The following is a 25744-nucleotide window of genomic DNA, read 5'->3' as shown; positions in this document are numbered from 1 at the left end:
CCGGACGATCTGGCAGCCGGCCGCGGTCAGCTGCGCGATCTGCTGGAGGGTGGCGTTGACGTCGGCGGTGAGCGTCGTCGTCATCGACTGCACGGAGACCGGCGCGTCGCCGCCGACCGGCACGTTGCCGACCATGATCTGGCGGGACTTGCGACGCGGCGCGAGCGGTTTGGCCGGGATGGACGGAACACCGAGTGAGACGGCGGTCATCGTTCGGGCACTCCCACGTAGGCGGTCAGTCGGACGGTCGCTGAGCACAACAGTGATAACGCTACGACACGGCGATACCGTTCTTCGCACCGTGTTCCCTGCCTTCACCCGATCTTCACCGGAGATGCGCCGAACGGCACAAGCGGCGGGCCGAGTTGCAACGAGCTGCACCGATTGGGGGGAAATCGCGCGTCGCGCGCTACGAGGGCAGCCGGATCGGGTTGGTGATGTCGGCGGCCAGCAGGAGCAGCGTGAGGCCGACGAACACGAGCAGGAAGGCGTACGCGACCGGCAGCAGCTTGTTGATGTCCACGCGTCCCGGCACCGGCCGGCGCAGCAGCCGGTAGACCAGCTTGCGCGATTCCTCGTAGAGCAGGATCGCGACGTGCCCGCCGTCCAGCGGCAGGATCGGCAACAGGTTGAACACGCCGACGAACACGTTGATGACGGCGACGAACGCGAAGAACCCGGCGAAGCCCGCCTCGCCGATGATGCTGCCGCTTATCTGCGCCATGCCGACCGGGCCGACCGGGGAGTTCACCGAGCGCTGAGTGTGGTTGACGGTCGAGGTGAAAAGCTTCGGGATGGAGCCCGGGATCGAACCGAGGCCCGTGAAGGTGCCGGTGACCCCCTCCCAGAATTGCCGTCCGGAGTAGGCGGCGGCGGACAGCGGGTTGTACTTCACCGTGTAAGCGGCCTGTCCGAGGCCGATCAGGCTGCCGGGCCCGCTGTGGCCGTCCGGGTAGCTGACCGAGGCGGCGTGGATGGGCACGACCGTCGTGGTGTGCTTGCCGCCGCTCGCGTCGGTGTAGGCGAGGGTCGCGGGCTGACCGGCCGTCAGCGCGTGCAGCGCCGTGGTCAGGCCGTTGAAGTCCGCGATCGGCTTGTCGTTCACCGCGGTGATCACGTCGCCGCTCGCCAGACCGGCCTTCGCCGCCGGGGAGGTCGGCACGCCGGGGGCGCAGGCGGCCGCGGAGCCGTCGGTGTTCATGCAGCCGGCGACGTTGCCGATCTTGGCCGAGGTGTCCTGCTTCTGCACGCCGAAGAGGATCGGGATGAGGAAGAACAGCACCAGCGCGATCAGGAAGTGGGTGAGCGACCCGGCGGAAAGGGTGAGCAGCCGCTTGGCCGCCGGCTTGTTCTTGAGCGCCCGGTCCTCGTCCCCCGGCTCGATCTCGTCCAGATCCGTCATCCCGACGATCTTGACGTAGCCGCCGGCCGGGATCGCCTTGATCCCGTACTCGGTCTCGCCGCGCCGGAAGGACCACAGCTTGGTGCCGAAACCGACGAAGAACTCGGTGACCTTGCCGCCGGCCCAGCGCGCGGTCACCATGTGCCCGGCCTCATGCAGCACGATCGAGAGGATCAGCGCCACCACGAACAGCAGCGCGCCGAGGACGTTCACGCCGGGGAACCTGCCTTAATGTCGAGCACGTCGAGTGGTATCGCCGATACCGCACGTTCATTCAACCCTACTTGGCTGAGAGCTCCTGTGCGGCGACGACGGTCGTCAGCTGCTGTGTGGTTGCTACTGCGCGGCGACGGCGGCGGTGAGTTCTTCGGCGCGGGCGCGGGACCACCGGTCGGCCTCAAGCACTGCTTCGAGGGTGGCCGCTGCGGCCGACTCGGCGCGGTCGGCGTGTTCGGCGACGACGGTGGCGATGGTGTCCACGATCCCGGTGAACGGCAACCGCCCGGCCAGGAAGGCGCCGACGCAGGCCTCGTTGGCACCGTTGAAGACCGCCGGGTACGTGCCACCGGCCCGCCCGACCTGCTTGGCCAGACCTACCGCCGGGAAGGCGGCCTCGTCGAGCGGGAAGAACTCCCAGGTCGCGGCCTTGGTCCAGTCGCAGGCCGGGGCGGCGTCGGCGATCCGGTGCGGCCACGCCATGGCCAGCGCGATCGGGATGCGCATGTCCGGCGGCGAGGCCTGGGCCAGCGTGGAGCCGTCGGTGAACTCGACCATGGAGTGCACGATCGACTGCGGGTGCACGACCACCTCGATGCGGTCGAAGGGGATGCCGTAGAGCAGGTGCGCCTCGATGACTTCGAGCCCCTTGTTGACCAGCGTGGCCGAGTTGACGGTCACCAGCGGCCCCATCGCCCAGGTGGGGTGGGCGAGCGCCTGCTGCGGGGTCACGTCGGCCAGTTCCTCCCGGGCGCGGCCGCGGAACGGTCCGCCGCTGGCGGTGACCACCAGCTTGCGCACCTCGTCCGCGGCGCCGCCGCGCAGGCACTGGGCCAGCGCGGAGTGTTCGGAGTCGACCGCGACGATCTGCCCCGGCGCGGCGATCGAGGTGACCAGGTCGCCGCCGATGATCAGCGACTCCTTGTTGGCCAGGGCCAGCGTGCGGCCGTACCGCAGCGCGGCCAGCGTCGCCTTGAGCCCGGCGGCGCCGTCGATGCCGTTGAGGACGACGTCGCAGTCGAGCTCGGCCAGTTGAGCCGCGGCGTCGGGGCCCGCGACGATCCGGGGCAGCCGGTAGTCGCCGGTCGCGTAGCCGCGCTGCTGCGCTTCGGCGTAGAAGGCGAGTTGCAGGTCCTGTGCGGCGGTGGCCTTCGCGACCGCGACCGCCTCGACGCCGAGGCCGAGCGCCTGCCGGGCGAGCAGCGTCGCGTTCTTGCCGCCGGCCGCGAGGGCGACGACGCGGAACCGGTCCGGATTGCGGGTGATCACGTCGATCGCCTGAGTCCCGATCGAGCCGGTCGAGCCGAGGATGACGACGCGCCGGGGGCTGCTGCTCACGCTCTTGAACGCCACAGTGCTCATGAGCGTCATTGTTCCCCATGCGCCCTCGAAGAGCTCGCAGACGGGAGCCAAGGCCGCGAGATACATCGAATGCTGCGCCGCAGACCCCGCCTTGAACGCCGAGAGACTGGGCCGATAGGCTCACCCGCCGCGTTCCTGTCATGAACGCTCGTATCATGAATCTGCGACCAGGCGATTCCGAGGGGGACGGTCATGTCGGATCAGGTCCCGGCGCAGTGGGGGCAACCAGAACCACAGCCGCAACCACAGCAGCCCGCGTGGGGTCACCCACAACAACCACAGGCACAGCCACAGCCACAAGTGCAGCCGCCTGTGCCACAGCCTCCGTTGCCGCAGCCTCCTGCGTGGGGCCAGCCGCCCGCACAACAGCAGCCGCCGCAGCCGCAGTACGGAGCGCCGCAGCCGCAGTACCAGGACGCGCCCCCCTATCAGGACGCGCCGCAGTACGGAGCCGCGCCTCAACCTCAGTACGGGGCCGTACCGCAGTGGGGCCAGCAGCAGCAATGGGGGCAGCAGCAACAGCCCCAACAGTGGGGGCAGATACCCCAACAGCCGCCGGCGTACGGATGGCCGCCGCCACCGCCGCAGCGCCGATTCAACCGCGGGCAACTCATCGCGACCGTCGGCATCGTGGTCCTGGCCGTGCTCGGCGGAGGCGTCTACGCGTACAACCACTTCACTACCAGCGGTGACACTGTCTCATCAGTCACCTGCGCACCGGCCACCCTCACCTCGTGCCTGGTCGCCAAACCGTCCTCGGCGAACGAATACACCGACTCGTGGGGCTCGTCCACGACGCCGTCGAAGGACGACTACCTCAAATGGGCGTTCGACAGCGATCCGATCGCGCAGAAGACCGCGAGCGACAACCTGACGTCCGAGGGTCTACAGAACATCGCGCACACCGCGTGGAAGGCCTCCGACGGCAACGGCATCGACTTCACGCTGCTGAAGTTCTCCGGAGTGCAGGGCGCGCATGCGCGGGCGCTCGAAATGCTCGGCACCGACATCTCCGCCGCAGACCCGGTGCCCGCACCCGCCGGCCTGCCGGGCTCGGCCTACTCCGACAGCAAGGCCAACAGCGACGGCGACATCGTCACCCGGTACTCGGCCCAGGTCGGCGACATCGCGTTGCAGGTGCGCTACTACTCCCCCAGCAGTTACTCCGCCGGTGACCTGACCTCGTGGCTGGCTGCGGAGTACCAGAGCCTGACCACGGCGCCGAAGGTCGGCCCGAGCCCGCAGCAGGCGAGCACGACGCAGTCGGTGACGTGCTCCGGCGGCCTGTCCTCGTGCCTGATGTCGGCGCCGTCGGGCAGCACGCCGTGGGGCGGCTCGTGGAGTGACAACGCCTCGCCGACCGCCGCGCAGTACTCGGCGCAGATGTTCAACGAAACCGCCTGGCAGACCATCATCAAGGCACGGCTCAACGCCGCCGGCCTGACCGGTATCAGCCACCGCACATGGATCACCTCGAACGGCACGGAAGCCGACGACGTGCTGCTCTCGTTCGGCACCGCGAACGGCGCGACGGCCTGGTACAAGAACGACGGCTACTCCACCACCGGCACCTCGTTCTCCGTCCCCGGTCAGCAGAACGCCACCGGCACGTACGACTCCAAGGCGGACAGCCAGGGCAACATCGCCGCGCAGGTCTACGGCGTCTCCGGGAGCGTGGCCATGGAACTGTTCACCTGGAGCCCCGGCAGCTTCGACAAGACCCGCACGGTGACCTGGGCCTCGCAGCAGCTGGGCAGGATCGGTTCGACCTCGAAGACGCAGAGCGCCACGGTGGCGGCCGTGCCGACGGCGACCGCCACGGCGGTCAGCCCGACCGGCAGCTGCTCGTCGGCCGAGAGCTGCCTGATCCAGGCGCCGGCCGGCTCGCAGGCGTGGACCGGCACGGACTACGACAAGACGACCACGGCGACGGTCCAGCAGTACGTGGCCGAGAACTGGTCGAGCGAAAGCTCCGCCGAGCAGACCTACGAGGCGGGCCTGCTCAACGACGCAGGAGTCACGGCCATCGCACACCGGGAGTGGGACGCCGCCGACGGCACCAGCGCGATGCTGACCATCCTCCAGTACGGTTCGGCGAAGAACGCGCATTCCGAGGCGCTGGACTACCAGGGCGCGATCCTGTCGACGGGCACCGAGGTGACGGTGCCCGGATTGAACGACGGGGTGGTGGACATCAAGTCCATGGATGACAGCGGTGACATCCCGGTCAAGGTCGATCTGTGGAAGGGGAACTACGAGGTGCGACTGTCCTTCTACGGCCTGGCCACCGCGAATCCGCAGGGGGCGGTCTCCATCGCGCTCCAGCAGCTCGCCGCATTGGCGGGCAGCTGACCGTGACCGAGACGAACGAGTCGTACGAGCCGGCCGACCAGCCACAGCGGCAGGAGGCCATCCGGTTCGAGCCGCCCCAGGTCCCAGCAGCACCGGCGGCGCCCGTGCTGCCGCCGGTACCTGAGGTCCCGCCGCCAGCGCCGAGATACCCGGCGACCCAGAGCTCCGCAGCCCAGAACGCTGCAATGCAGAATCCGGCAGCCCAGAACCTTGCTGCACAAAACCCTTTTGCCCAAAACCCGATCGCACAGCAACCGGCGTCCCAATACCCGGCGGCAGGCCAGCAGCCGGCGGCGCAGTACCCGAACGCGCCGCAGTACGGTGCAGCTAACCAGTACGGTGCCAACCCGCCGCAGTATGGCGCCGCGCCACCCGGATACCCGCCAAACGCTCCATATGGCAACTACGGGCCGTACAACGCGTACAACAGCGGTCCGTACGGCTACGGCTACCCGCAGGGCTATTACGCACAGCCGCCGGGGACCAGTGGCTTGGCCATAGCCTCGCTGATCCTGGGCATCTGCGGATTCTTCTGCGTGACGCCGTTCATCAGCATCGGGCTCGGGATCGCCGCGCTGTCGAAGATCGGCAAGACCGGCGGATCCGGCAAGGGCATGGCCGCCGCCGGGATCATCCTGTCCTCGCTGTGGATCCTGCTGCTGATCCTGCTGGTCGCGACCGGCGGCTTCCACGTCGGTTCGAACTCGAACAACCCGGGGCCGTCAGTAGTGCAAACGCAGGGCCCGGACGGCACGACGGCCTGACCCGGACCCTGACTGCTTATCGGTTGAACCGACTAGAGATCGAGGCCGGTGAGGACAAGCACGCGCTCGTACGTGTAGTCCTGCATCGCGTACTTGACGCCCTCACGGCCGACGCCTGAGCCCTTCGCGCCACCGTAGGGCATCTGGTCGGCGCGGTAACTCGGCACGTCGCCGACGATCACGCCGCCGACTTCGAGCTCGCGGTGCGCACGGAAGGCTGCCTGCACGTCGTGGGTGAAAACACCGGCCTGAAGTCCGTACGCCGAGTCATTGACCGCGGCGAAGGCGGCGTCCGTACTGTCAACGCTCTGCACCGCCAGCACCGGGCCGAAGACCTCCTCACACACCACCTTGGCGTCTGACGGCACATCAACGAGCACGGTAGGCGCGTACGACGAGCCGTCGCGCGTACCTCCGATCAGCACCTTGGCCCCACCGGCAACAGCCTCGTCAACCCACTGTTCGATCCGCTTCGCGGCCGCCTCGCTGATGAGGGGGCCGACGTCCGTACCCGGATCGGCCGGGTCGCCGGTCTTCAGCGCGGCCACCGCGTCCACCAGCTTCGGCAGCAGCCGGTCGTACACCGCGCGGTCGGCGAAGACGCGCTGCACGGCGATGCAGGACTGGCCGGCCTGGTAGTTGGAGAAGGTCGCGATCCGTCCGGCCGCCCAGTCGAGGTCCGCCTCGCTCGCGTAGTCGCCGAGCACCACGGCCGCGGCGTTCCCGCCGAGTTCCAAGGTGACGTGCTTGTGCGGGGCGGCGGCCTGGATCAGCGCGCCGACCGGGCCGGAGCCGGTGAACGAGACGACCGGCAGCCGGGGGTCGGCCGTCAGCCGCTCCATCCGCTCGTTCGGCACCGGCAGTACCGACCAGGACCCGGCGGGCAGGTCGGTCTCGGCCAGCAGCTCGCCGAGCAGCAGCGCGGACAGCGGGGTGGCGGGGGCGGGCTTGAGGATGATCGGCGCGCCCACGGCGACGGCCGGGGCCACCTTGTGCGCGACCAGGTTCAACGGGAAGTTGAACGGCGAGATGCCGAGCACCGGGCCCTTGGGGAACCGCCGGACGACCGCGATCCGGCCGGTCGCGGTCGCGTCCGTGTCCAGCCGCTGGAGCTCCCCGGCGAAGCGGCGGGCCTCCTCGGCGGCCCAGCGGAAGACCGAGACGGCGCGGCCGGCCTCGGCCCGCGCCCACTTGAGCGGCTTGCCGTTCTCGGCGGTGATCAGCTCGGCGATCTCGCCGGCTCGCTCGGCCAGCCGCCGCGAGACGTGGTCGAGTGCGGCGGCGCGTGCGTGCGCGGGCAGCGCGGCGGTCCGCTTCGCCGCCGCGTCGGCCGCGGCGACCGCCTGCTCGACCTGCTCGTCGGTCGGCACCGAGATGGTCGCGAGCGGCACGCCGTCGTACGGCCGCGTCACTTCGCGCGTCCCCTCGCCGGTCGCCGGGGCTCCGGCGAGCCAGAACGGGCGCGGATCGGTCGCAACAGTCATCTTCGCTCCACTCATGCTCATCGCGGTCCGGCTCGGGCGCACGCGGCTTCACATCACCCTAGGCCGGTGAACCACAGCCGTCTCCTCACACAATGCAGCCCAATGCCGTACGGCGCCCGCACTGTGCAAAACCATCCGGGCAAAACCATCCGGGCGAAGTCGTCCGCGCGAAGTCGTCCGCGTCATCCGCGCAGGTTCACCAGCACCGGAGGCGTGCGGATGCCGTCCGGCGTGGCCAGCGAGATCAGCGCGTGGCCGGTCGGCACGTCGTTGATGATCTCGGAGGCGGACCACACCGGCCGCTCGACCGCGCGGGTGGCCACCGAGCGCTGGTACTCCACGGTCGTATTACCGGTGATCGTCTGAATGACCGACTTCTCCTTCTTCCCGCCCGGGGTCGCGACGTGGCCGCTCCCGGTGGAGGTCGACGAGCCGGTGGTCACGGTCGTCTCGGGGGACCACTGCGTGCCCCAGTACTCCGCGAAATACCGCGCATCCTGCGGTTCGACGCCCGCGAAGACCGCCTTGCAGCCGGTGCCGGTGAACACCGCGGAGCGCAGATGTTCCGGGAACTGGCCCATCGACTGGGTCAACAGCACTATCCCCGCGTTGGCTGCCCGCGCCCGTTGCAGGCCCTGCGCGACGTACTCGTCCACGAAACGGCCGGCCTCGTCCACGATCAGGCCCTTGAACACCGAGCGATCGGCATCGGGCGCCGCGACGACCTGCACGAACTGCGCGATGGCCAGGCGGGCGAGGATCCGCGCGGCCTGCGGCGACGTGCCCTCGGGCAGCGCGATGCGCACCCGGATCGGCCGGTTGATCTCGCGCATGGAGAAGCGGCGCGGGCGTCCGTCGAACAGATCGATCAGCGCCGGGCGGTCGAGCAGCCGAAGCCGCTCGTTCAGCAGCGGGACCGGGCTGTCCCGCTGCACCGAGTCGATCAGCTCACGCGCCGTCGGGTAGCGGGATTCGCGTTCGTAGAAGCCCGCGATCACCGCGTACAGCGCATTGCGCGCCGCGGAGTCCGCCGCCGGATCGGTGTGCGCGGTCTCCGGCGGCAGCACCGCCCCGGCCAACCGGTCGGCGGCCTCGTCCGGAGTCGAGGCGCCTCCGAACAGGTCGAAGCCCCAGTTCGCACGATCCTGCACGCCGCGATCCTGGACGCCATCGCGGAGCCCGGCCGGATCCGGGCGCCGGTTCGGATCGATGTCGATATCGAAGAAGTCGGGCAGCACCTCGCGGCCGAAGGCGGACCCGGTCGGATCGATCACCACTACCGAGGCCAGGCCCACCAGCGTCTGGAGGCCGAGCAGCTCGATGATCGGCCGCGCGAAGGAGCGGGTCTTGCCCGAGCCGGGCGGCCCGACCACGAGCATCGACGTGCGCAGCACCTCGGTGTCCAGCGCGAACCACTGGTTCTGATGGGTTGCCGGATTGCGCCCAGTCGGCGCCGCGACGCCGAGCCTGGCCTGACCGGTTATCAGATCGTGCTGCACCAAACGGGGCATCGGCAGGTCACGCTGAAGGGATTCGTGCACGAACGCGCCGCCGCCGTACTCCTCGATCTGCTCGGCGACCGGCCGCAGCCGCTCCAACCCACCGCCCGAGCGCGCATCACGTGCGGACTGCTGGACTACACGAGCGACGCGCACGTAGTCGACATCCGTGAGCTCGCCGCCGGCCAACTCCTCGTCGAGGCGTCGCGCGGCTGTGTCGAACCCCGCGGTGCGCAGGTCCTTCCACAGGTCAGGACGTACCGGGGGCGGCGCGGGCGCCGTCTTCGGCTCCGGGCGATACCTGGCCCACGTGCGGCGGACCGCCTCCGGCCACCTGCCGTAGCTGCCGCAGGCGATGACGATGACCAAGATGAGCACGTCACTGAGAAAGCCGGGCAGCTTGAGCACGTTCAGCAACAACGCGGCCGGGGCGATCAGCGCCACATAGAGCACCGGCAGCGCGATCACGGAGTTGCGCAGACGCCGCCAGGCGGCCGGATCGAGCGGCCCGGGCCGACCCGAGGCGCCGTCCTGCGGATCGCGTCCGTAGGCGAAGACGCCGGGCAGATCGAGCACCCGCGGGCCGTGCACCCAGCCGAGCAGGTCGGGCCGGGTCTGGTCGGTCCACTTGGTGCCGTCCCAGTAGCGCACCTGAGCGGCCCCGCTCGGGCACGGGTACCAGCCCTCGCGCATGCCGTGGCCCTGAGCTGGGACGGCTGGACCGTCTTGCACCGCCACTGCGTTCTCTCCCCTTCGCTGACGCGGGACCGGGCGACGACCCGCCCCGTCGATCGTAGCGACCTGCGGCTATCAGGCCGAGAGCCGACACAGCGCCCCTGATACGACCCCGACCCTGATACGGCCCCGTGAGCCCTGATACCGACACAGTGACAGGGGATGCGAGAAACGCCCGACGTGCTGCCAGGTGTAGCGGGCGCGTTCATTGGCTATCGTCGAACTCGGCTGTGCAACCAGCGCACGCTACGGCGCACATCACCCCGCGCAAAGCGCATTTGCACCACGCACACGCACGCACACGGCTCGCGCCGCACCGTAAAGGAGCTCCCCGCCGATGACCACTCCCGCCCGTCCGGTCGGCGGTCCCGCACAGCCGCAGCTGCGTCGGCTGGTGACCGAGATCCCCGGCCCGAAGTCGCAGGAGCTGCTCGCCCGGCGCAACGAGAGCGTCGCGGTCGGCGTCTCGACGATGCTGCCGGTGTTCGTCACCCGGGCAGGCGGCGGCGTGCTGGAGGACGTGGACGGCAACTCGCTGATCGACTTCGGCTCCGGGATCGCGGTCACCAGCGTCGGCAACAGCGCCGAAGCGGTGGTCGCCCGGGCGACCGGGCAGTTGCAGCGCTTCACGCACACCTGCTTCATGGTCACGCCGTACGAGGATTACGTGGCGGTGTGCGAGGCGTTGGCCGAGCTGACCCCGGGCGACCATCCGAAGAAGTCGGCCCTGTTCAACTCCGGTGCCGAGGCCGTCGAGAACGCCGTCAAGATCGCTCGCGCCTATACGAAGCGCCAGGCCGTAGTCGTCTTCGACCACGGATACCACGGCCGCACGAACCTCACCATGGCGCTGACCGCGAAGAACATGCCGTACAAGAACGGCTTCGGGCCGTTCGCCCCCGAGGTCTACCGGGTGCCGATGGCCTACCCGCTGCGCTGGCCGACCGGCCCCGAGCACTGCGCCGAGGAGGCCGCGGCACAGGCGATCTCGCAGATCGACAAGCAGATCGGCGCGCAGAACGTGGCCGCCGTGGTGATCGAGTCGATCCAGGGTGAGGGCGGCTTCATCGTGCCGCCGGCCGGCTTCCTGCCGCGCATCGCCGAGTACTGCCGGGCCAACGGCATCGTGTTCGTCGCGGACGAGATCCAGACGGGCTTCTGCCGCACCGGCGACTGGTTCGCCTGTGAACACGAGGGCGTGCTGCCCGACCTGATCACCACCGCGAAGGGCCTGGCCGGCGGCCTGCCGCTGGCCGCAGTCACCGGACGTGCGCAGATCATGGACGCCGCGCACCCGGGCGGCCTCGGCGGCACCTACGGCGGCAACCCGGTGGCCTGCGCGGCCGCGCTCGGCGCGATCGACACCATGCGGTCCGAGGACCTCGCTGGACGGGCCCGCAAGATCGGTGAGACCATGATGCCGCGGCTGCGCGCGCTCGCGCAGCGCCATCCCGAGATCGCCGAGGTGCGCGGACGCGGCGCGATGCTCGCCGTCGAACTGGTCGAGCCCGGCACGCTGGACCCGGCGCCGCAGCTGGCGGCGAAGGCCGCCGCGTTCTGTCACGCCGCCGCAGTGGTGGTGTTGACCTGTGGCACGTACGGCAACGTGCTGCGCTTCCTTCCACCCCTGGTTATCGGCGATGATTTGTTGGACGAAGGACTGGACGTGATCGATCAGGCCTTCGACGCCGTGTTGACGAACACCAAGAGCTGACTGCCCCGTCCTCGGGAGTGCGGCCCGAGGACACTTGCGGCGCCCGCCCTCGACCCCGGGCGGGCGCCGCTCGTGTGTTCGCACCGAATCGGTGCTCGTCCGGCGCACATCCCCCGCGTCCCGCACACCTCCCGCGCGCATCCGATGCTTCGCGTACTCTCGAAACGATGATCCAGGGCTTCGATTCGGACTCGCCGCCGGACACCGCACCGGCGCGCGCCTCCGTGTCCCCGGAGCCGGAGCCTGCGGACCGCTGGTGGCTGATCCCGGCACTGCTGCTGACCGGATTCGGACTGCTGATCTGGCAGGTGAAGACGCACGGCCCGGTGGTGACGCTGGACGTGCACGTCCGCGGCCGGATCCAGGATTGGGCCCGATCCCCGTCCATGGCCTGGTTCTTCCACCTCGGACGCGCAATGGCCGACCTCGGCGACCTGTCGGTTGCACTGCCGGTCCTGCTGGTGGTCACAGCGCTGGCAATCCGCGCAACCCGCTCATGGCGCCCCGCGCTGGTAACGACCGCGGCGTCCGCCGCCCTCGCGGCCGTCATCCCGCTTAAGGTCTGGATCAGCCGCCCCGGTCCATCCGGCGCTCCCCACGGCGACGCCTCCTTCGGCTTCTTCCCGTCCGGCCACACCGCCGACGCGGTCCTGTGCTACGGCACAAGCGCGCTCCTGCTCTGCGCCTTCGTCATCCCGGACGGCCCGAACGCGCGTCATCTGCGCCAAGCGGCCATCACCGCCGCATGCATCCTCGTCACAGCGACGATCTTCGGACTGCTCTGGTCGAACTTCCACTGGCTCTCCGACACCGTCGGCTCACTGTGCTGGTGCGGCGCGGCCCTGGCCGTACTGCTTCGTGTCGCGAATCTCACTGGCAACGCCGGCGCCGGGACGCGGCCCCGTGGGCATGCCGTCAACTGAGGTCAGAACTTCGGCGGCTGCACCGTCAACCGCCGTGCCACCGCATCGGCCAGCCCCTCACTTGCTCATGGGCGCGTTCTTGCAGGTTGCGCTCGCGGAGCCGGTATTTTCCCGATCTACACGTTCTGATCTACACGTTCTGCGGGAAACCGAGGTTGACGCCGCCGTGCGAGGGGTCGGGCCAGCGCTGGGTGACGGCCTTCGTGCGGGTGTAGAAGTGGACGCCCTGGGGGCCGTAGGCGTGTGAGTCGCCGAACAGGGAGGCCTTCCAGCCGCCGAAGGAGAAGTAGGCGACGGGGACCGGGATCGGGACGTTGATGCCGATCATGCCCACTTCCACCTCGTTGCGGAAGCGCGCCGCGGCGCCGCCGTCGTTGGTGAAGATCGCGGTGCCGTTGCCGTAGGGGTTGGCGTTGATCAGTTCGACGGCCTGGTCGTAGGACCGGGCGCGGACGACGCAGAGCACGGGGCCGAAGATCTCGTCGGTGTAGATCGACATCTCGCTGGTCACGTGGTCGAACAGGGTCGGGCCGAGCCAGAAGCCGCGCGCGGTGTCCACGCCGGTCTGCGCTTCGCCGTCGATCGGGTGATCTCGGCCGTCCACGACCAGGGCGGCGCCGGCCTGCCGGCCTGCTTCGAGGTAGGAGGTGACCTTGTCCCGGTGCGCGCCGGTGACCAGCGGGCCCATCTCGGACGTGGGGGCGCAGCCGGGGCCGACGCGCAGCTTGCCCATCCGGTCGGTGATCTTCTCGATCAGTTCGTCGCCGATCGGGTCGACCGCGACCAGCACCGAGACGGCCATGCAGCGCTCGCCGGCCGCGCCGAAGCCGGCGGAGACCGCGGCGTCGGCGGCCAGGTCCAGGTCGGCGTCGGGGAGCACGACCATGTGGTTCTTCGCTCCGCCGAGGGCTTGCACCCGTTTGCCGTAACGCGTGCCGTTCTCGTAGACGTAGCGCGCGATCGGGGTCGAGCCGACGAAGGAGACCGCCTTGACGTCGGGGTGTTCGAGCAGCCGGTCCACCGCGACCTTGTCGCCGTGCACGACGTTGAACACGCCGTCGGGCAGCCCGACCTCCTTCCACAGCGCGGCGATCCAGCTGGTCGCCGAGGGGTCCTTCTCACTCGGCTTGACGATGACGGTGTTGCCGGTGGCGATGGCGAGCGGGAAGAACCACATCGGGACCATCGCCGGGAAGTTGAACGGCGAGACGACCGCGACCGGGCCGAGCGGCTGTTGCAGTTCGTAGACCTCGACGCCGGTCGAGGCGGACTCGACGAAGCCGCCCTTGACCAGGTGCGGGATCCCGCAGGCGAACTCGACGACCTCAAGGCCGCGGGCCACCTCGCCGAGCGCGTCGGAGTGCACCTTGCCGTGCTCGGAGACGATGATCCGCGCCAGTTCCTCGCGCCGGGCGCTGAGCTGCTCGCGGAAGGCGAACAGCAGCTGCGTCCGCTTGGCCAGCGATGTCGCGCGCCAGGCCGGGAACGCGGCCGCGGCCGCGGCCACCGCGTCGTCCACCTCCCGGACCGAGGCGTAGTCGACGACGCCGCTGACCTCGCCGGTGGCCGGGTCGTGGATGTCGCCGCGCCGGTCGGACACGCCTGACCACGGCGCTCCGTCGATCCAGTGTGTGACGTGCTTGCTCACGAGTTCGCCCCTCAGCGTCGGAATCGGATCGCCTGGTTCTTCGTCGCCGGTTTTCTTCGAGTCTGCTGAGTACACCGGTGAGTGGCCAATTGTCACATTGTCGGCGGCGGAGCCGTTCGGCTTACAGCGCGCGGAGTGGTTCGGACGGGGGTGTTCGGACGGGGGCGGTTCGGACGCAGGAGGTTCGGCTGGGCAGGCCGGTCAGCTGTCGAAGCCCAGGCCGAAGCGGTCCAGGGTGCGTAGCCAGAGGTTGCGCCGACCGTTGTCGCGGTCCGCTTGGTCCAGCGACCGGCGGGTCAGATTGACGCCCAGCGACCTGACCGGCTCGGGCGGGAACGGCAGGGGTCTGGTGCGGACGAGTTGAAGTTCGGTCAGGTCGGTGGGCCGGCCGGTGAGCAGGTCGAGCATCACGTTCGCGCCGAAGCGGGTCGCTCCGACGCCGAGTCCGGTGTATCCGGCGGCATACGCGACTCGGCCGCTGTGCGCGGTGCCGAAGAACGCGCAGAAGCGGGTGCAGGTGTCGATGACGCCGCCCCAGGTGTGCGTGAACTTGAGACCTTCGAGGTGGGGGAAGGTGCGGAAGAAGTGCTCGGCGAGTCTGGCGAAGGTCGCGGGGCGCTGGTCCAGGTCGGAGGCGATGCGGTTGCCGTAGTGGTAGATCGCGTCGTAGCCGCCCCACAGGATCCGGTTGTCCGCGGTCAGGCGGTAGTAGTGGAACTGGTTCGCCGAGTCGCCGACGCCCTGCCGGGCGTGCCATCCGGTCTCGGCGAGTTGCGCGGCGCTGAGCGGTTCAGTCGTCAGGACGTAGTCGTAGACGGGGATGACGTATGGCCGTACACGCTTCAGGAGCGCGGGAAATGCGTTGGTGGCAAGGGCGACGTGGTCGGCGGTGATGCGTTTGTCGTGCTTGGTGTGGAGGGTGAGGGTGGGGCCGTTGGGAGTTTTTGTCAGGGCGGAGATGGGTGTGTGTTCGTGGATGCGTACGCCTAGGGAGAGGCAGGCATCGCGTAGGCCCCAGGCGAGCTTCGCCGGGTTGACGATCGCACAGCCCTCGCGGTCCCAGGTCGCGGCGACGTATGTCGGTGAATTGATCTGCGCGCGGACGGCGTCGGCGTCGAGGTATTCGACATGCTCGCCGTACCGCGCGGCGATCTCGGCGTATTCGCGCAGTTTGGCGGCCTGCCATTCGGCGGTCGCGACGTTCATCTCACCGGTACGTTCCCAGGCGCAGTCGATGCCGTACTTGTGCAGCGTGGCTTCGATCGCGTCCAGGTTCTGCGCGCCGAGTCGATTCAGCGTGCGTAGTTCACGAGGGAAGCGGTCTATTCCGTTAGGCAGGCCGTGGGTGAGGGACGCGGCGCAGAAGCCGCCGTTGCGGCCGGAGGCTGCCCAGCCGATTCGTGACGCTTCGAGGAGTACGACGTCCCGGCCGGGGTCGCGCTCCTTCGCGAGCAACGCTGTCCACAGGCCGCTGTAGCCGCCGCCGACTACGGCCAGGTCGCAGCGTACGTCGTCGGCCAGTGCGGGCAAGGCCTCGGGGCGGCCGGGGTCGTCCAGCCAGAAAGGCTTCGGCACGGCCCCGGCCAGGGCACGACTGAGGTCCACCACGACCACCGGTTCATTTCTTGCGGGTCCGGGCCCGGCCGACGGCGAGCGAGAGGGCGATCCCGGTCATGGTCACCAACATCATCATCGAGCCGATGACGTCGATCTGCACGGGGACGGAGCGTTGCACCGCGCCGTAGACGTAGACCGGGAACGTCACCTCGGTGCCGGCCGTGTACTTGGTGACGATGTAGTCGTCGATCGACAGCGCGAAGGAGAGGAGCGCCGCCGCGGCGATGCCCGGCGCGACGAGCGGCAGGGTGACCTTCATGAAGGTCTGCCGCGGCGTGGCGTAGAGGTCCTGTGCCGCTTTTTCGAGCGTCGGGTCCATGCCGGCCAGGCGGGTCTTCACGGTGACCACGACGTAGCTCAGGCAGAACATGACGTGGCCGATGGTGATGGTCCAGAAGCCCAGCGAGCCGCTGCCGATCGTGGAGAAGAACAGGGTCAGCAGCGTCGCGCCCATGATGATCTCGGGCGCCGCCATCGGCAGGAACAGCAGCACGTTGACGGCCGGCCGGGCGCGGAAGCGGTGCCGGGACATCGCGAACGCCGCCATGGTGCCCAGGACCGTCGAGGCGATCATCACCACGACGCCGATCTCCAGCGAGAGCGTCATGTGCGTGCAGATGTCGTCGACCGCGCACGGATGCTGCCAGGCGTTCGCGGAGAAACGGTTCCAGATGTAGTTGTACTTGCCGACCGGCGAGTTGAACGACATCACCAGCATGACGGCGTTCGGCGCGAGTAGGAACACGAAGACCGCGATGGCGGTGGCCGCCAGGATGTTCCCGCGGATCCACGCCAGCGGGCTGCGGCGTCTGCGGGAAGCTTTGGTCGACGCAGAGTTCGGTGCGGCGGGCTTCGGCCGCGAGGTGGCGGAGGTCGTCGCCGACATCAGAGCAGGTCCTCCGTTCCCGCCTTGCGGACATAAGACAGCACGACGATCAGGGTGACGGCCATCAGGATCACGGACATCGCGCTGGCGATCGGGTAGCCGGTCGAGTCGTGCAGGAACTCGTCCTCGATGATCTGGCCGATCACCTTCGTGTTCGGATTGCCGAGCAGCTGCGCGTTGATGTAGTCGCCGACCGCTGGGATGAAGGTCAGCAGCGTGCCGCCGACGACGCCGGGCATCGACAGCGGCAGGGTGACGCGCCGCCAGGTCTTCCACGGCGAGCAGTACAGGTCGGCGCCGGCCTCGTGCAGCCGCGGGTCGATCTTCTCCAGCGACGTGTAAAGCGGCAGGACCGTGAACGGCAGGAAGTTGTAGACCATGCCGAAGACGACGGCGCCCGGGCTGGCCAGCACGTGGTCGCTGGCGGTCAGGCCGAGAGCCGAGGTGACGTTCAGCGCGCCGACGTCGCGCAGGATGCGCACGACCGTGCCGTTGTCGGACAGGATCGTCTCCCACGCGATCGTCCGGATCAGGAAGCTGGTGAACGACGGGACGATGACCAGCGCCATCAGCAGCGACTTCCACCTGCCGGCCTTGAAGGCGATGAAGTACGCCAGCGGGTAGCCGAGCAGCAGGCAGAAGACCGTGCACAGGAACGCGAACAGGAACGAGCGCCCGAACTGCGTGGCGTACTGCGACCAGCCGTCCGCGTAGTTCGCCCAGCGCCAGGTCAGCGTGAAACCCTCGTCCAGGCTGCCTTCCTGCACCGAGGCCGAGACCGAGGTGAAGATCGGCACGATGAAGAAGACGATGAGCCACAGCAGCGTCGGCGCGAGCAGCAGGTAAGGAAGCCGGTTGCGCTTCTTGCGGCGCGGTTCGGAATTCGCGGCCGGTCTCGGAGCCGGCGCGGGCGGCACGCCAACGTCGGCGGGCTGTGCACTCATTCCCTGCGCACTCATGCAGTGGCCTCGTCGTCGATCCCTGAACCGGCGTCTATGTCCTGAGCTCCGTCCAGGCCGAAGGTCTGCGTCGGGTCCCAGTGCAGTAGTACCGGCGTGCCGGGACGTTGGATCTCACGGCCGGTGTTCTGCTCGAAGACGGCCACCTCCCCGCAGCCGGCCTCGGCGCCCCACGGCATCTTGACCAGGTACTGCGTGGAGACGCCGATGAACGAGGCATCGCTGACCACGCCGCCGGTCAGGACGTTGTGCCCGGCCGGGATTTCGGCCTCGGACCTGGCCAGGTGCACCTTCTCCGGACGCACTCCGGCGATGATCCGGCCGGAGTCGATGCGGCTTCGCTTCGCCGGGAGGGTGAGGCGCTGGCCTTGTGCGTCGACGACGACGACGTCGCCGTCCTTGCCCTCGACGGTGCCGGCGATCAGATTGGACTGGCCGAGGAAGTTGGCGACGAACGTCGACACCGGGTTCTCGTACAGCTCGGCCGGCGAGCCGAGCTGCTCGATCCGTCCGGCGTTCATCACGGCGATGGTGTCGGCCATGGTCATCGCCTCCTCCTGATCGTGCGTCACGTGCACGAAGGTGAGGCCGACCTCGGTCTGGATGCGCTTGAGCTCGATCTGCATCTGCCGGCGCAGCTTCAGGTCCAGCGCGCCGAGCGGCTCGTCCAGCAGCAGCACCTGCGGCTGGTTGATCAGGGCCCTGGCCACCGCGACCCGCTGCTGCTGGCCGCCGGAGAGCTGCGCGGGCTTGCGCCGGGCCAGGTGGCCGAGCTCGACCAGGTCCAGCATCCGCTCGACCGGCCCCTTGACGTCCTTGACCCCGCGCCGCCGCAGGCCGAAGGCCACGTTCTCGAAGATGTCGAGGTGCGGGAAGAGGGCGTAGTTCTGGAAGACCGTGTTCACCGGCCGCCGGTACGGCTTGAGGTCGGTGACCTCGGTTTCGCCGAGGAATATTCGTCCGCGCGTCGGGTCTTCGAGCCCGGAGACCATGCGCAGTGTGGTGGTCTTGCCGCAGCCGGACGCGCCGAGCAGGGCGAAGAACGAGCCCTGCGGGACGGTCAGGCTGACGTCGTCGACCGCGGCGAACGAGCCGAAGTGCTTGGTGAGGTTCTCCAGCCGCAGATCCCCGCCGGTCACGGCGCCGCTCGGGCCGCTCGGGCCGTGCGCGGCGCTCAACGCGGCGCTCATCAGCCGGTGACCTTGAGGAACTGCTTGGTGTAGTCGTCGAGCTTGGACACCGTGATGGCCATGAACGGGTGCGCGGTGGCCGTCTCCTGCGCCGTGGGCACGATCAGCGGGTTGGACGCGGCGGAGGCGTCCAGCGTCTTGAGCGCGTCGATCGCTCCGTTGACGACCGGGATGTAGTCGATGTAGTCGTCGAGCTGCGCGGCCACCTGCGGCTGAAGGTAGTAGTTCATCAGCTTTTCGGCATTGCTCTTGTGCCGCGCATAGTTCGGGACGCACATGTTGTCGTACCAGGACAGCGAACCCTCGGTCGGGAAGACCGTTTTGAGGTTGGCCTGGCCGAGCGCGGCGACGTCGCCCGAGTACGCCATGGTCACCGCGGTGTTGCCGGCGGTGAAGTCGGACAGGTAGCTGTTGCCGGAGAACGCGCGCACCTGGCCGGCGTCCTTGGCCTTCTGGATGTAGGCGATGGCCGCCTTGAAGTCGTCGTCGGTGAAGTTCGCCGGGTCCTTGCCGAGCGCGAGCAGCGCGAAGGCGATGGTGTCCTCCATCTCCGCCATCAGCGAGACCTTGCCCTTGAGGTCGGGGCGGGTGAACAGCTCGACGATCGAGTTGACCGGCGTGGAGACCAGCTTGGTGTTGTAGGCGATGACGGTGAAGCCGGAGGCCCACGGGATGGTGTACTTACGGCCCGGGTCGACCGGGACGTTGGCCATCTGGCTAGTCAGGTTCGCGTGGTTGGGGATGTTCGCCAGGTTCAGCTTCTGGATGTAGTCGTTCTCGCGCAGCTTGGGGATCATGTAGTCCGACATGACGATCAGGTCGCGGCCGGTGTCCTTCCCGGCCGCCAGCATCGGGTCGATCGTCGTGTAGAACTCGTTGTTGTCGTTGATGTCCTCGGTGTAGTTGACGGTGATCCCGGTCTGCTTCTTGAAGTCGTCCAGGGTCGGCCTGGCGTTCTTGTTGTTCGGATCGACGTCGATGTACGCGGGCCAGTTGGAGAAGTTCACCACCTTCTCGGTGGCCGAGTAGTCGGTGCCCGCGTGGCCGGTCGCCTCGGCGGTGGGCACCGCCTTGTGCGCCGGCGCGGTGCCGCAGGCCGCCAGCGCTCCGGCGCCGGCCACGGCGAGTCCGCCGAACGCGGCGCCCCGCAGGATGGACCTGCGCGTGAGCGCCGCCGACTGAGCGTAGGTCGCGGAACTGCGACGCAGGGCGCCGGCCTGGGCGGCGCGGGCGAGGAGCCGAGCCTGCTCCTGCTGTTCCGGCGTGCGTGTGTGTGCTGAGCGTGCGGCCTCGGACATCGTGGAAGGACCTTCCTGCTTGCTGGAGACGTGGGGGATATCTGTCCCGTCACGCGCCCGAGGGCGCGGTACTTAGGGGGTGTTTGAGGCGTGAGGCCGGGATCGTGTCGCCTGTCGCGCACGCTCGCCACGTTGTCGGACCGCACCCAGACAACCAGTCTGGGGACGATCCTCCGACTTACGGAAGCACGCGCCATGCGCCGCGCCCTGATCCGACCCCACGCGTCAAACACCCCCTAGCACTGTTGAATGGTGAGCACGGCGTTAGTCCGCGAACACGATGTAGTCCATGAACCACGGTGTCAGTCCATAAACGCGTCAGTCCATAAACACTGTGCGGTGCCAGCTCTTGCGGGCGATACCGGTCAGGTCGTGCATCACATGCTTGACCTGCGTGTACTCCTCGAACGAGTACGCTGACATGTCCTTGCCGTATCCGGACTGCTTGAAGCCGCCGTGCGGCATCTCGCTGAGGATCGGGATGTGATCGTTGATCCAGACACAGCCGGCCGCGAGCTCGCGGCCGGCGCGATGCGCACGGACCAGGTCCTTGGTCCACGCCGAGGCGGCCAGGCCGTACGGGGTGTCGTTGGCCAGCCGGATCGCCTCGTCGTCGCCATCAAAAGGCAGCGCGACGAGCACGGGGCCGAAGATCTCCTGCCGGACGATCTCGGAGTCCTGACTCACTCCGGTCACCAGCGTGGGCCGGCAGTAAGCGCCGTCGGCGTAGGGCGTGCCGCGCAGCTGCGCGGGCCGTTCGCCTCCGACGACGATCTTCGCCCCGTATCCCCGTGCGCGCTCCACATACCCGGCGACCGAGTCGCGCTGCCGGTACGAGCTGAGCGGCCCCAAGTCCGTCGCCTCGTCGAACGGATCTCCGAGCCGCACCTTCGCGTACAGCTCTGCGACGCCGTCGACGAACTCGTCGAAGAGCGACCGGTGCACGTACGCGCGCGTCACCGCCGTGCAGTCCTGCCCCGTGTTGATCAGTGATCCGGCCACCGCCCCGTGGATCGCCGCTTCGAGGTGGCGGGCCGCCCCGGCGAAGAAGGCCACGTTGTCCACGGTGCCCGGCACGTCGAAGCCGCCGCTGAGCCGGATCGGCTTGCCGGTCTGCGACGACTCGACCCGGGCGAGCTCGCCGGACCGCTCGTCGAGCAGGTCCGCGAGCCGGTGCAGGGCCGCCGACCGCTCCCCCGGCGTCGCCCGCGACCACTGCGGGAAGGCCCCGCGCGCCGCGCAGACCGCGGCGTCGACGTCGGCGACGGTGGCCAGGTCGGCGACGGCGACGGTGCGGCCGGTCGCCGGGTCGATGACCGGCGCGGTCTGCTCGCCGAGGGCCCGGCGCAGCCGGCCGCCGATGTACTGGTGCACGAGTTCGCTCCCGGACCGTCCGTTCGTGGTCTGACTGCTTGCTGCTTGGCCTGCGGGTTTCACAACCTGTCGCCCCGCCGCGGTGCGGACCGGGCGCGGGCCCCGGCGGCTATGAGCGACGATCGTGACAGAATGTCGCCCCCGGAACAAGGGATTCCGCAGGGCGAATTCGCTGCGGCGACGGAATCTCGACGATTCCGGGACCGGACCCGCCAACCTTCACCCCCTTGCCACTGCCGCGTCCAGATGTCAGAGTGCATCACACTCCGGCGGGGATCCGACAGTGTGTCCTACACCGGGTAACGTGCGAGTGAACGAGATCTCGCGGCCGAAGATCCGTATCGAATCCCCCGAAAGCAGCTCCGATGCCCGACGACATATCCGCGTCCATACACCCGGGTTTCCCGACCGTCGCCGAGGTGCTGGCGCTCGACGCGGTGCGCCAGGGCAACCCGCGCGTCGTGGCCGGGGCCGCCGGCCTGGACCGGCGGGTGCGCTGGGTGCACGTGACGGAGCTGACCGACGTGCGCGAGATCCTGCGCGGCGGCGAACTGGTGCTCTCCACCGCCATCGCGTGGCCCGACGACCGGGAGGCGTTGGCCCGCTTCATCGCCGAGCTCGCCGCGCTCGGAGCCGCCGGGCTGGTCGTCGAGCTGGGGCGGCGCTACCCCGAGGCACCCCCCAAACCGCTGCTGCTGGCCGCGGAGAAGCACCGGCTGCCGGTGATCACCCTGGGCCGCGACACACGTTTCGTCACGATCACGGAAGCCGTGCACGCCCGGATCATCGACACGCAGCTGGCCGAGCTTCGGGCCTCGGAGGAGGTGCACCAGACCTTCACCGAACTCGCGGTGGAGGGCGCGGAGCCCGGCGAGGTGGTCCGGCAGATCGCGAAGATGGCCGACCGTCCGGTGGTGCTGGAGAACCTCGCGCACCAGGTCCTGGTGTACGACGCGACGGGATCGACGGACGAGGCGCTGCTCGACGGCTGGGAGGGCCGTTCGCGCGCGGTGCGGTCCACGTCCCGCACCGCATACGACGAGCGCTCCGGCTGGCTGACCACCGTCGTCGGCGCGCGCGGCCAGGATTGGGGCAGGCTGGTGATCGTGTGCGACGGCGTTCCGGCGCCCGCGCCGACCCGGCTGACGATGCTGGCCGAGCGGGGCGCGGCGACCCTCGCGCTCAACCGGTTGATGCAGCGCGACCGGGAGTCGCTGGAGCGCCAGACGCACCGCACGTTGCTGACCGCGATCCTCAACCACGACCACTCGGCCGCTGAGGTCGGCCTGCGGGCCCGCGCGATCGGCGTGGCGCTGGACGGCAAGCGGCTGGTCGGCATCGTGCTGCGGCTGCGCGGCTCGTCGCAGGCCCCGTCGATCCAGGGCGCCACGATCGAGAACCAGGCGCGGCTGCGGGAACTGACCGACCAGGCCGCCGCCGCGGTGCGCGAGAAGCGGCTGTCCGCGCTGATCGGCGCGGTGGACGAGCACTCGGTCGGCCTGCTGCTCACGCTCGGCCCGCAGGACCGCGAGGACACGGCGCTGGGCACCTTCGCCACCACGGTCCGCCGCCTGGCCGGCCCGGACGGCGGCGAGTTCGCCGTCGCGGTCGGCACCAGCGTCGGCGCGGTGCGGGACGCGCGCAGGTCGCTGCTCGAAGCGGTTCAGGTCGCCGACGCGGCGGTGCGGCAGGTCGGCGGACCGCCGTACCACCGCCTCGTGGACGTGCGGCTACGCGGCTTGTTGCACCTGCTGCGCGACGACGCGCGCCTTCAGACGTACGTCGAGCGCGAACTCGGCCCGCTGCTCGCCTACGACACCGAGCGCAACACGAATCTGGTCGCCATGCTCGGCATCTACCTGGATCAGGGCAGGAACAAGTCGGCGGCGGCCGATGCCGCGCACCTGTCGCGCCCCAGCTTCTACGAACGGCTGCACCGCATCGAGCGCGTGCTCGGCGTGGATCTCGACTCGGTCGAGTCGTGCCTGTCGCTGCACGTGGCGCTGCTCGCGCTCGACGCGGTACGCGACCGTTGACACGCCTCTTCGAACCTGGCCGGAGCCGCGCCGGCGCGCAGCGGCGGACTTGCCTACAGCCGCAAACAAAGCCCCGGCCGAATTCGAAGAGGCCGCATTGACACAGCTAGTCGATCGACGACATCACGTGCTTGACGCGCGTGTAGTCCTCAAGGCCGTACATCGACAGGTCCTTGCCGTAACCGGAGTGGCCGAAGCCGCCGTGCGGCATCTCGGCGACCAGCGGGATGTGGGTGTTGATCCAGACGCAGCCGAAGTCCAGCCGGCGCGCCATCCGCATGGCCCGGCCGTGGTTGGACGTCCACACCGACGACGCCAGGCCGTACTCGGTCCCGTTGGCCCACCGTATGGCCTCGTCCTCGTCGGTGAACCGCTGCACGGTGATCACCGGGCCGAAGACCTCCTGCTGGATGATCTCGTCGCTCTGGTGCAGCCCGTCTACCACGGTCGGCTCGTAGAAGTACCCGCGCTCGCCGATCCGGTGGCCGCCGGTGAGCACCTTGGCGTGATCGGGCAGCCGCTGGATGAACCCGGATACCCGGTCGAGCTGGGCCGGGTTGTTCAGCGGCCCGAAGTCCGCGTCCTTGACGTCGGGCCCGCCGACGGTCTGCTCCTTGGCCTGCCCGACCAGCGCGTCAACGAACGCGTCGTGCACGTCGACCCCGGCCAGGACCCGGGTCGCGGCTGTGCAGTCCTGGCCGGCGTTGAAGTAGCCCGCGATCGCGATCGCCTCGGCGGCCTTGGCCGGGTCCGCGTCGTCGAACACGATGACCGGGGCCTTGCCGCCGAGTTCCAGGTGTACCCGCTTGAGGCCGGGTGCGGCCGCGGCCGCCACCTCCCGGCCCGCGCGCACGCTGCCAGTGATCGCCACCATCTGTGGCACTGGGTGCGAGACGATGAGCCGCCCGGTGTCGCGGTCGCCGGTGATCACGTTGAACACGCCGGGCGGCAGGTGCTCGCTCATCAGCTCGGCCATCAGCAGCGTGGACACCGGGGTGGTGTCCGACGGCTTGAGCACCATGGTGTTCCCGGCCGCGAGCGCGGGCGCCCACTTCCAGACGGCCATCATCATCGGGTAGTTCCACGGGGTCACCGCGGCGCAGACCCCGATGGGCTCGCGCCGGATGAACGAGGTGTACCCGGACATGTACTCCCCGGCCGACCGGCCCTCCAGCATCCGGGCGGCGCCGGCGAAGAACCGGATCTGGTCGATCATCGGCGGGATTTCCTCGGACAGGGTCAGCGCGACCGGCTTGCCGGTGTTCTGCGACTCGGCGGCGACGAGCTGCTCCGCCTTCTCCTCGAGGGTGTCCGCGATCCGCAGCAGCGCCAGGCTGCGCTCGGCCGGCGTGGTGTCGCGCCACTTCTCGAACGCCTCGCTGGCCGCGGCGAACGCGGCGGTGACCTCCGCCTCGCGGGAGATGGGGGCGGTGGCGAAGGCCTCCCCGGTGCTCGGGTCGATCACCTCGGAGCGCCGGTCGTACGCGAAATCGGTCTCCTGCCCGCCGACGAAGTTGGTCAAGTCTTTCTCTCTCACCGCGCGGCCTCCGTTCTCTGTTTTCTGGAGCGTACGCCTCGGCTCCGCCGCCGCACGACGCTCTATGTTTCCCGGAGCGCGCATCGGCTCCGCCGCCGCGCGGCTGTTCTACACCGGGTTACTTACCCGCGGGCACGCGTTCCTCGCAAGCCCACGGCGAGCCGTACTCGGTGAGCAGGTCGAGGAACGGCTGCGCGGGCAGGGCCTCCGGGCCCAGCACGCCCGTGCCTGACCACGCGCCGGAGTCGATCAGCTCCAGCGCGACCACCGGGTTGACCGCGGTCTGCCAGACCACGGCCTGGGATCCGTACTCGGCCATAGACCAGGCGTTGTCGACCACGTGGTAGAGGTACACCTCACGCGGCGCATGATCCGGGCCGGTCCCCGTCACCCAGGTGCCCGCGCAGGTCAGGCCCGTCATCCGGTCGCCGAGCGTGGCCGGGTCGGGCAGGCAGGCCGCGACCACGTCACGCGGGGACACGGCCTGGCCGCCCACGCTCACCGGGGCCGTGGCGTCCAGGCCGAGCTTGTGCAGGGTCCGGAGCACGCCGATGAACTCGGCGCCCAGGCCGTACTTGAACGTCACCCGGCGCGCCTGCACCCAGCGCGGGATCAGCAGGACCTCCTCGTGCTCCACGTTCACGCACTCGACCGGGCCGATCCCCTCGGGGAACGTGAACGTCTCCGGCTCGCTGAACGGCTCGGTGGTGTGCCAGCCCCGCTCCTGCTCCCAGATCACCGGCGGGTT

General features: G+C 69.4%; 19 protein-coding genes. 5 read left to right on the top strand and 14 right to left on the bottom strand.

The window, feature by feature from the left end; genetic code table 11:
* The 3 genes from VGS97_RS24640 to dxr form a co-directional block, all read right to left on the bottom strand.
* The coding region (locus VGS97_RS24640) for a flavodoxin-dependent (E)-4-hydroxy-3-methylbut-2-enyl-diphosphate synthase (protein ID WP_326856025.1) at positions 1–210 on the bottom strand (210 nt) is incomplete at its 3' end.
* Between the two features lie 199 nt (positions 211–409).
* Positions 410–1615 (bottom strand): RIP metalloprotease, encoded by a 1206-nt coding sequence (locus tag VGS97_RS24635; protein WP_326856024.1) that lies wholly within the window; start codon positions 1613–1615, stop codon positions 410–412.
* A 123-nt stretch (positions 1616–1738) separates the two neighbouring features.
* Positions 1739–2980, bottom strand: a complete 1242-nt coding sequence (gene dxr / locus VGS97_RS24630) for a 1-deoxy-D-xylulose-5-phosphate reductoisomerase (RefSeq protein WP_326856023.1) — start codon at positions 2978–2980, stop codon at positions 1739–1741.
* A 327-nt stretch (positions 2981–3307) separates the two neighbouring features.
* Here dxr and VGS97_RS24625 point away from each other — a divergent pair, with 327 nt between their 5' ends.
* Positions 3308–5332: a hypothetical protein gene (locus tag VGS97_RS24625; protein WP_326856022.1), complete on the top strand. Its 2025-nt coding sequence runs from the start codon at positions 3308–3310 to the stop codon at positions 5330–5332.
* A gap of 2 nt (positions 5333–5334) precedes the next feature.
* The gene (locus VGS97_RS24620) at positions 5335–6096 is read left to right on the top strand and encodes a DUF4190 domain-containing protein (RefSeq protein ID WP_326856021.1); all 762 of its coding nucleotides are present in this window, start codon (positions 5335–5337) and stop codon (positions 6094–6096) included.
* A 32-nt stretch (positions 6097–6128) separates the two neighbouring features.
* Here the strand turns inward: VGS97_RS24620 and VGS97_RS24615 are convergent, their stop codons facing one another.
* Entirely contained in the window at positions 6129–7580 is a 1452-nt protein-coding gene (locus tag VGS97_RS24615; protein WP_326856020.1) for an aldehyde dehydrogenase family protein, read from the bottom strand.
* 182 nt (positions 7581–7762) lie between these two features.
* Positions 7763–9817, bottom strand: a complete 2055-nt coding sequence (locus VGS97_RS24610; protein ID WP_326856019.1) for a DUF2510 domain-containing protein — start codon at positions 9815–9817, stop codon at positions 7763–7765.
* 334 nt (positions 9818–10151) lie between these two features.
* Here VGS97_RS24610 and gabT point away from each other — a divergent pair, with 334 nt between their 5' ends.
* Together gabT and VGS97_RS24600 are read left to right on the top strand one after the other, a co-directional pair.
* Complete coding sequence (gene gabT, locus VGS97_RS24605) at positions 10152–11528, top strand: 4-aminobutyrate--2-oxoglutarate transaminase (protein WP_326856018.1); 1377 nt, start codon at positions 10152–10154, stop codon at positions 11526–11528.
* Positions 11529–11695: 167 nt separating this feature from the next.
* The gene (locus VGS97_RS24600) at positions 11696–12451 is read left to right on the top strand and encodes a phosphatase PAP2 family protein (RefSeq protein ID WP_326856017.1); all 756 of its coding nucleotides are present in this window, start codon (positions 11696–11698) and stop codon (positions 12449–12451) included.
* A gap of 130 nt (positions 12452–12581) precedes the next feature.
* Here the strand turns inward: VGS97_RS24600 and VGS97_RS24595 are convergent, their stop codons facing one another.
* The 7 genes from VGS97_RS24595 to VGS97_RS24565 form a co-directional block, all read right to left on the bottom strand.
* Complete coding sequence (locus VGS97_RS24595; protein WP_326856016.1) at positions 12582–14099, bottom strand: CoA-acylating methylmalonate-semialdehyde dehydrogenase; 1518 nt, start codon at positions 14097–14099, stop codon at positions 12582–12584.
* Between the two features lie 201 nt (positions 14100–14300).
* Entirely contained in the window at positions 14301–15704 is a 1404-nt protein-coding gene (locus VGS97_RS24590; protein WP_349262250.1) for an FAD-dependent oxidoreductase, read from the bottom strand.
* A gap of 13 nt (positions 15705–15717) precedes the next feature.
* Positions 15718–16602, bottom strand: coding sequence for an ABC transporter permease (locus tag VGS97_RS24585; RefSeq protein ID WP_326856014.1), 885 nt, complete (start codon positions 16600–16602; stop codon positions 15718–15720).
* Positions 16602–17546 carry an ABC transporter permease gene (locus VGS97_RS24580; protein WP_326856013.1) on the bottom strand — a complete coding sequence of 315 codons (945 nt, stop codon included), beginning with the start codon at positions 17544–17546 and terminating at the stop codon, positions 16602–16604. Before VGS97_RS24580 ends, VGS97_RS24585 begins: the two co-directional genes overlap by 1 nt.
* 11 nt (positions 17547–17557) lie before the next feature.
* Complete coding sequence (locus tag VGS97_RS24575) at positions 17558–18751, bottom strand: ABC transporter ATP-binding protein (protein ID WP_326856012.1); 1194 nt, start codon at positions 18749–18751, stop codon at positions 17558–17560.
* Positions 18751–20049, bottom strand: coding sequence for a spermidine/putrescine ABC transporter substrate-binding protein (locus VGS97_RS24570; RefSeq protein WP_326856011.1), 1299 nt, complete (start codon positions 20047–20049; stop codon positions 18751–18753). Before VGS97_RS24570 ends, VGS97_RS24575 begins: the two co-directional genes overlap by 1 nt.
* A 318-nt stretch (positions 20050–20367) precedes the next feature.
* Positions 20368–21423 carry an aldehyde dehydrogenase family protein gene (locus tag VGS97_RS24565; RefSeq protein WP_326856010.1) on the bottom strand — a complete coding sequence of 352 codons (1056 nt, stop codon included), beginning with the start codon at positions 21421–21423 and terminating at the stop codon, positions 20368–20370.
* A gap of 365 nt (positions 21424–21788) precedes the next feature.
* Here VGS97_RS24565 and VGS97_RS24560 point away from each other — a divergent pair, with 365 nt between their 5' ends.
* Positions 21789–23459 carry a PucR family transcriptional regulator gene (locus tag VGS97_RS24560; RefSeq protein WP_326856009.1) on the top strand — a complete coding sequence of 557 codons (1671 nt, stop codon included), beginning with the start codon at positions 21789–21791 and terminating at the stop codon, positions 23457–23459.
* A 106-nt stretch (positions 23460–23565) separates the two neighbouring features.
* On the opposite strand, the gene VGS97_RS24555 is transcribed toward VGS97_RS24560, so the two are convergent.
* A complete protein-coding gene (locus VGS97_RS24555; protein WP_414641824.1) occupies positions 23566–25080 on the bottom strand; it encodes a gamma-aminobutyraldehyde dehydrogenase in 1515 nt (504 codons plus the stop codon).
* A 34-nt stretch (positions 25081–25114) separates the two neighbouring features.
* Positions 25115–25744: saccharopine dehydrogenase family protein (locus VGS97_RS24550; RefSeq protein ID WP_326856007.1), on the bottom strand; the 630-nt coding region annotated here is incomplete at its 5' end.

The organism is Actinocrinis sp., from assembly GCF_035946395.1.
Taxonomy (GTDB): domain Bacteria; phylum Actinomycetota; class Actinomycetes; order Streptomycetales; family Catenulisporaceae; genus Actinocrinis.
The sequence above is the reverse complement of the archived record's forward strand: the minus strand, read 5'-3'. Positions and strand labels throughout refer to the sequence as shown.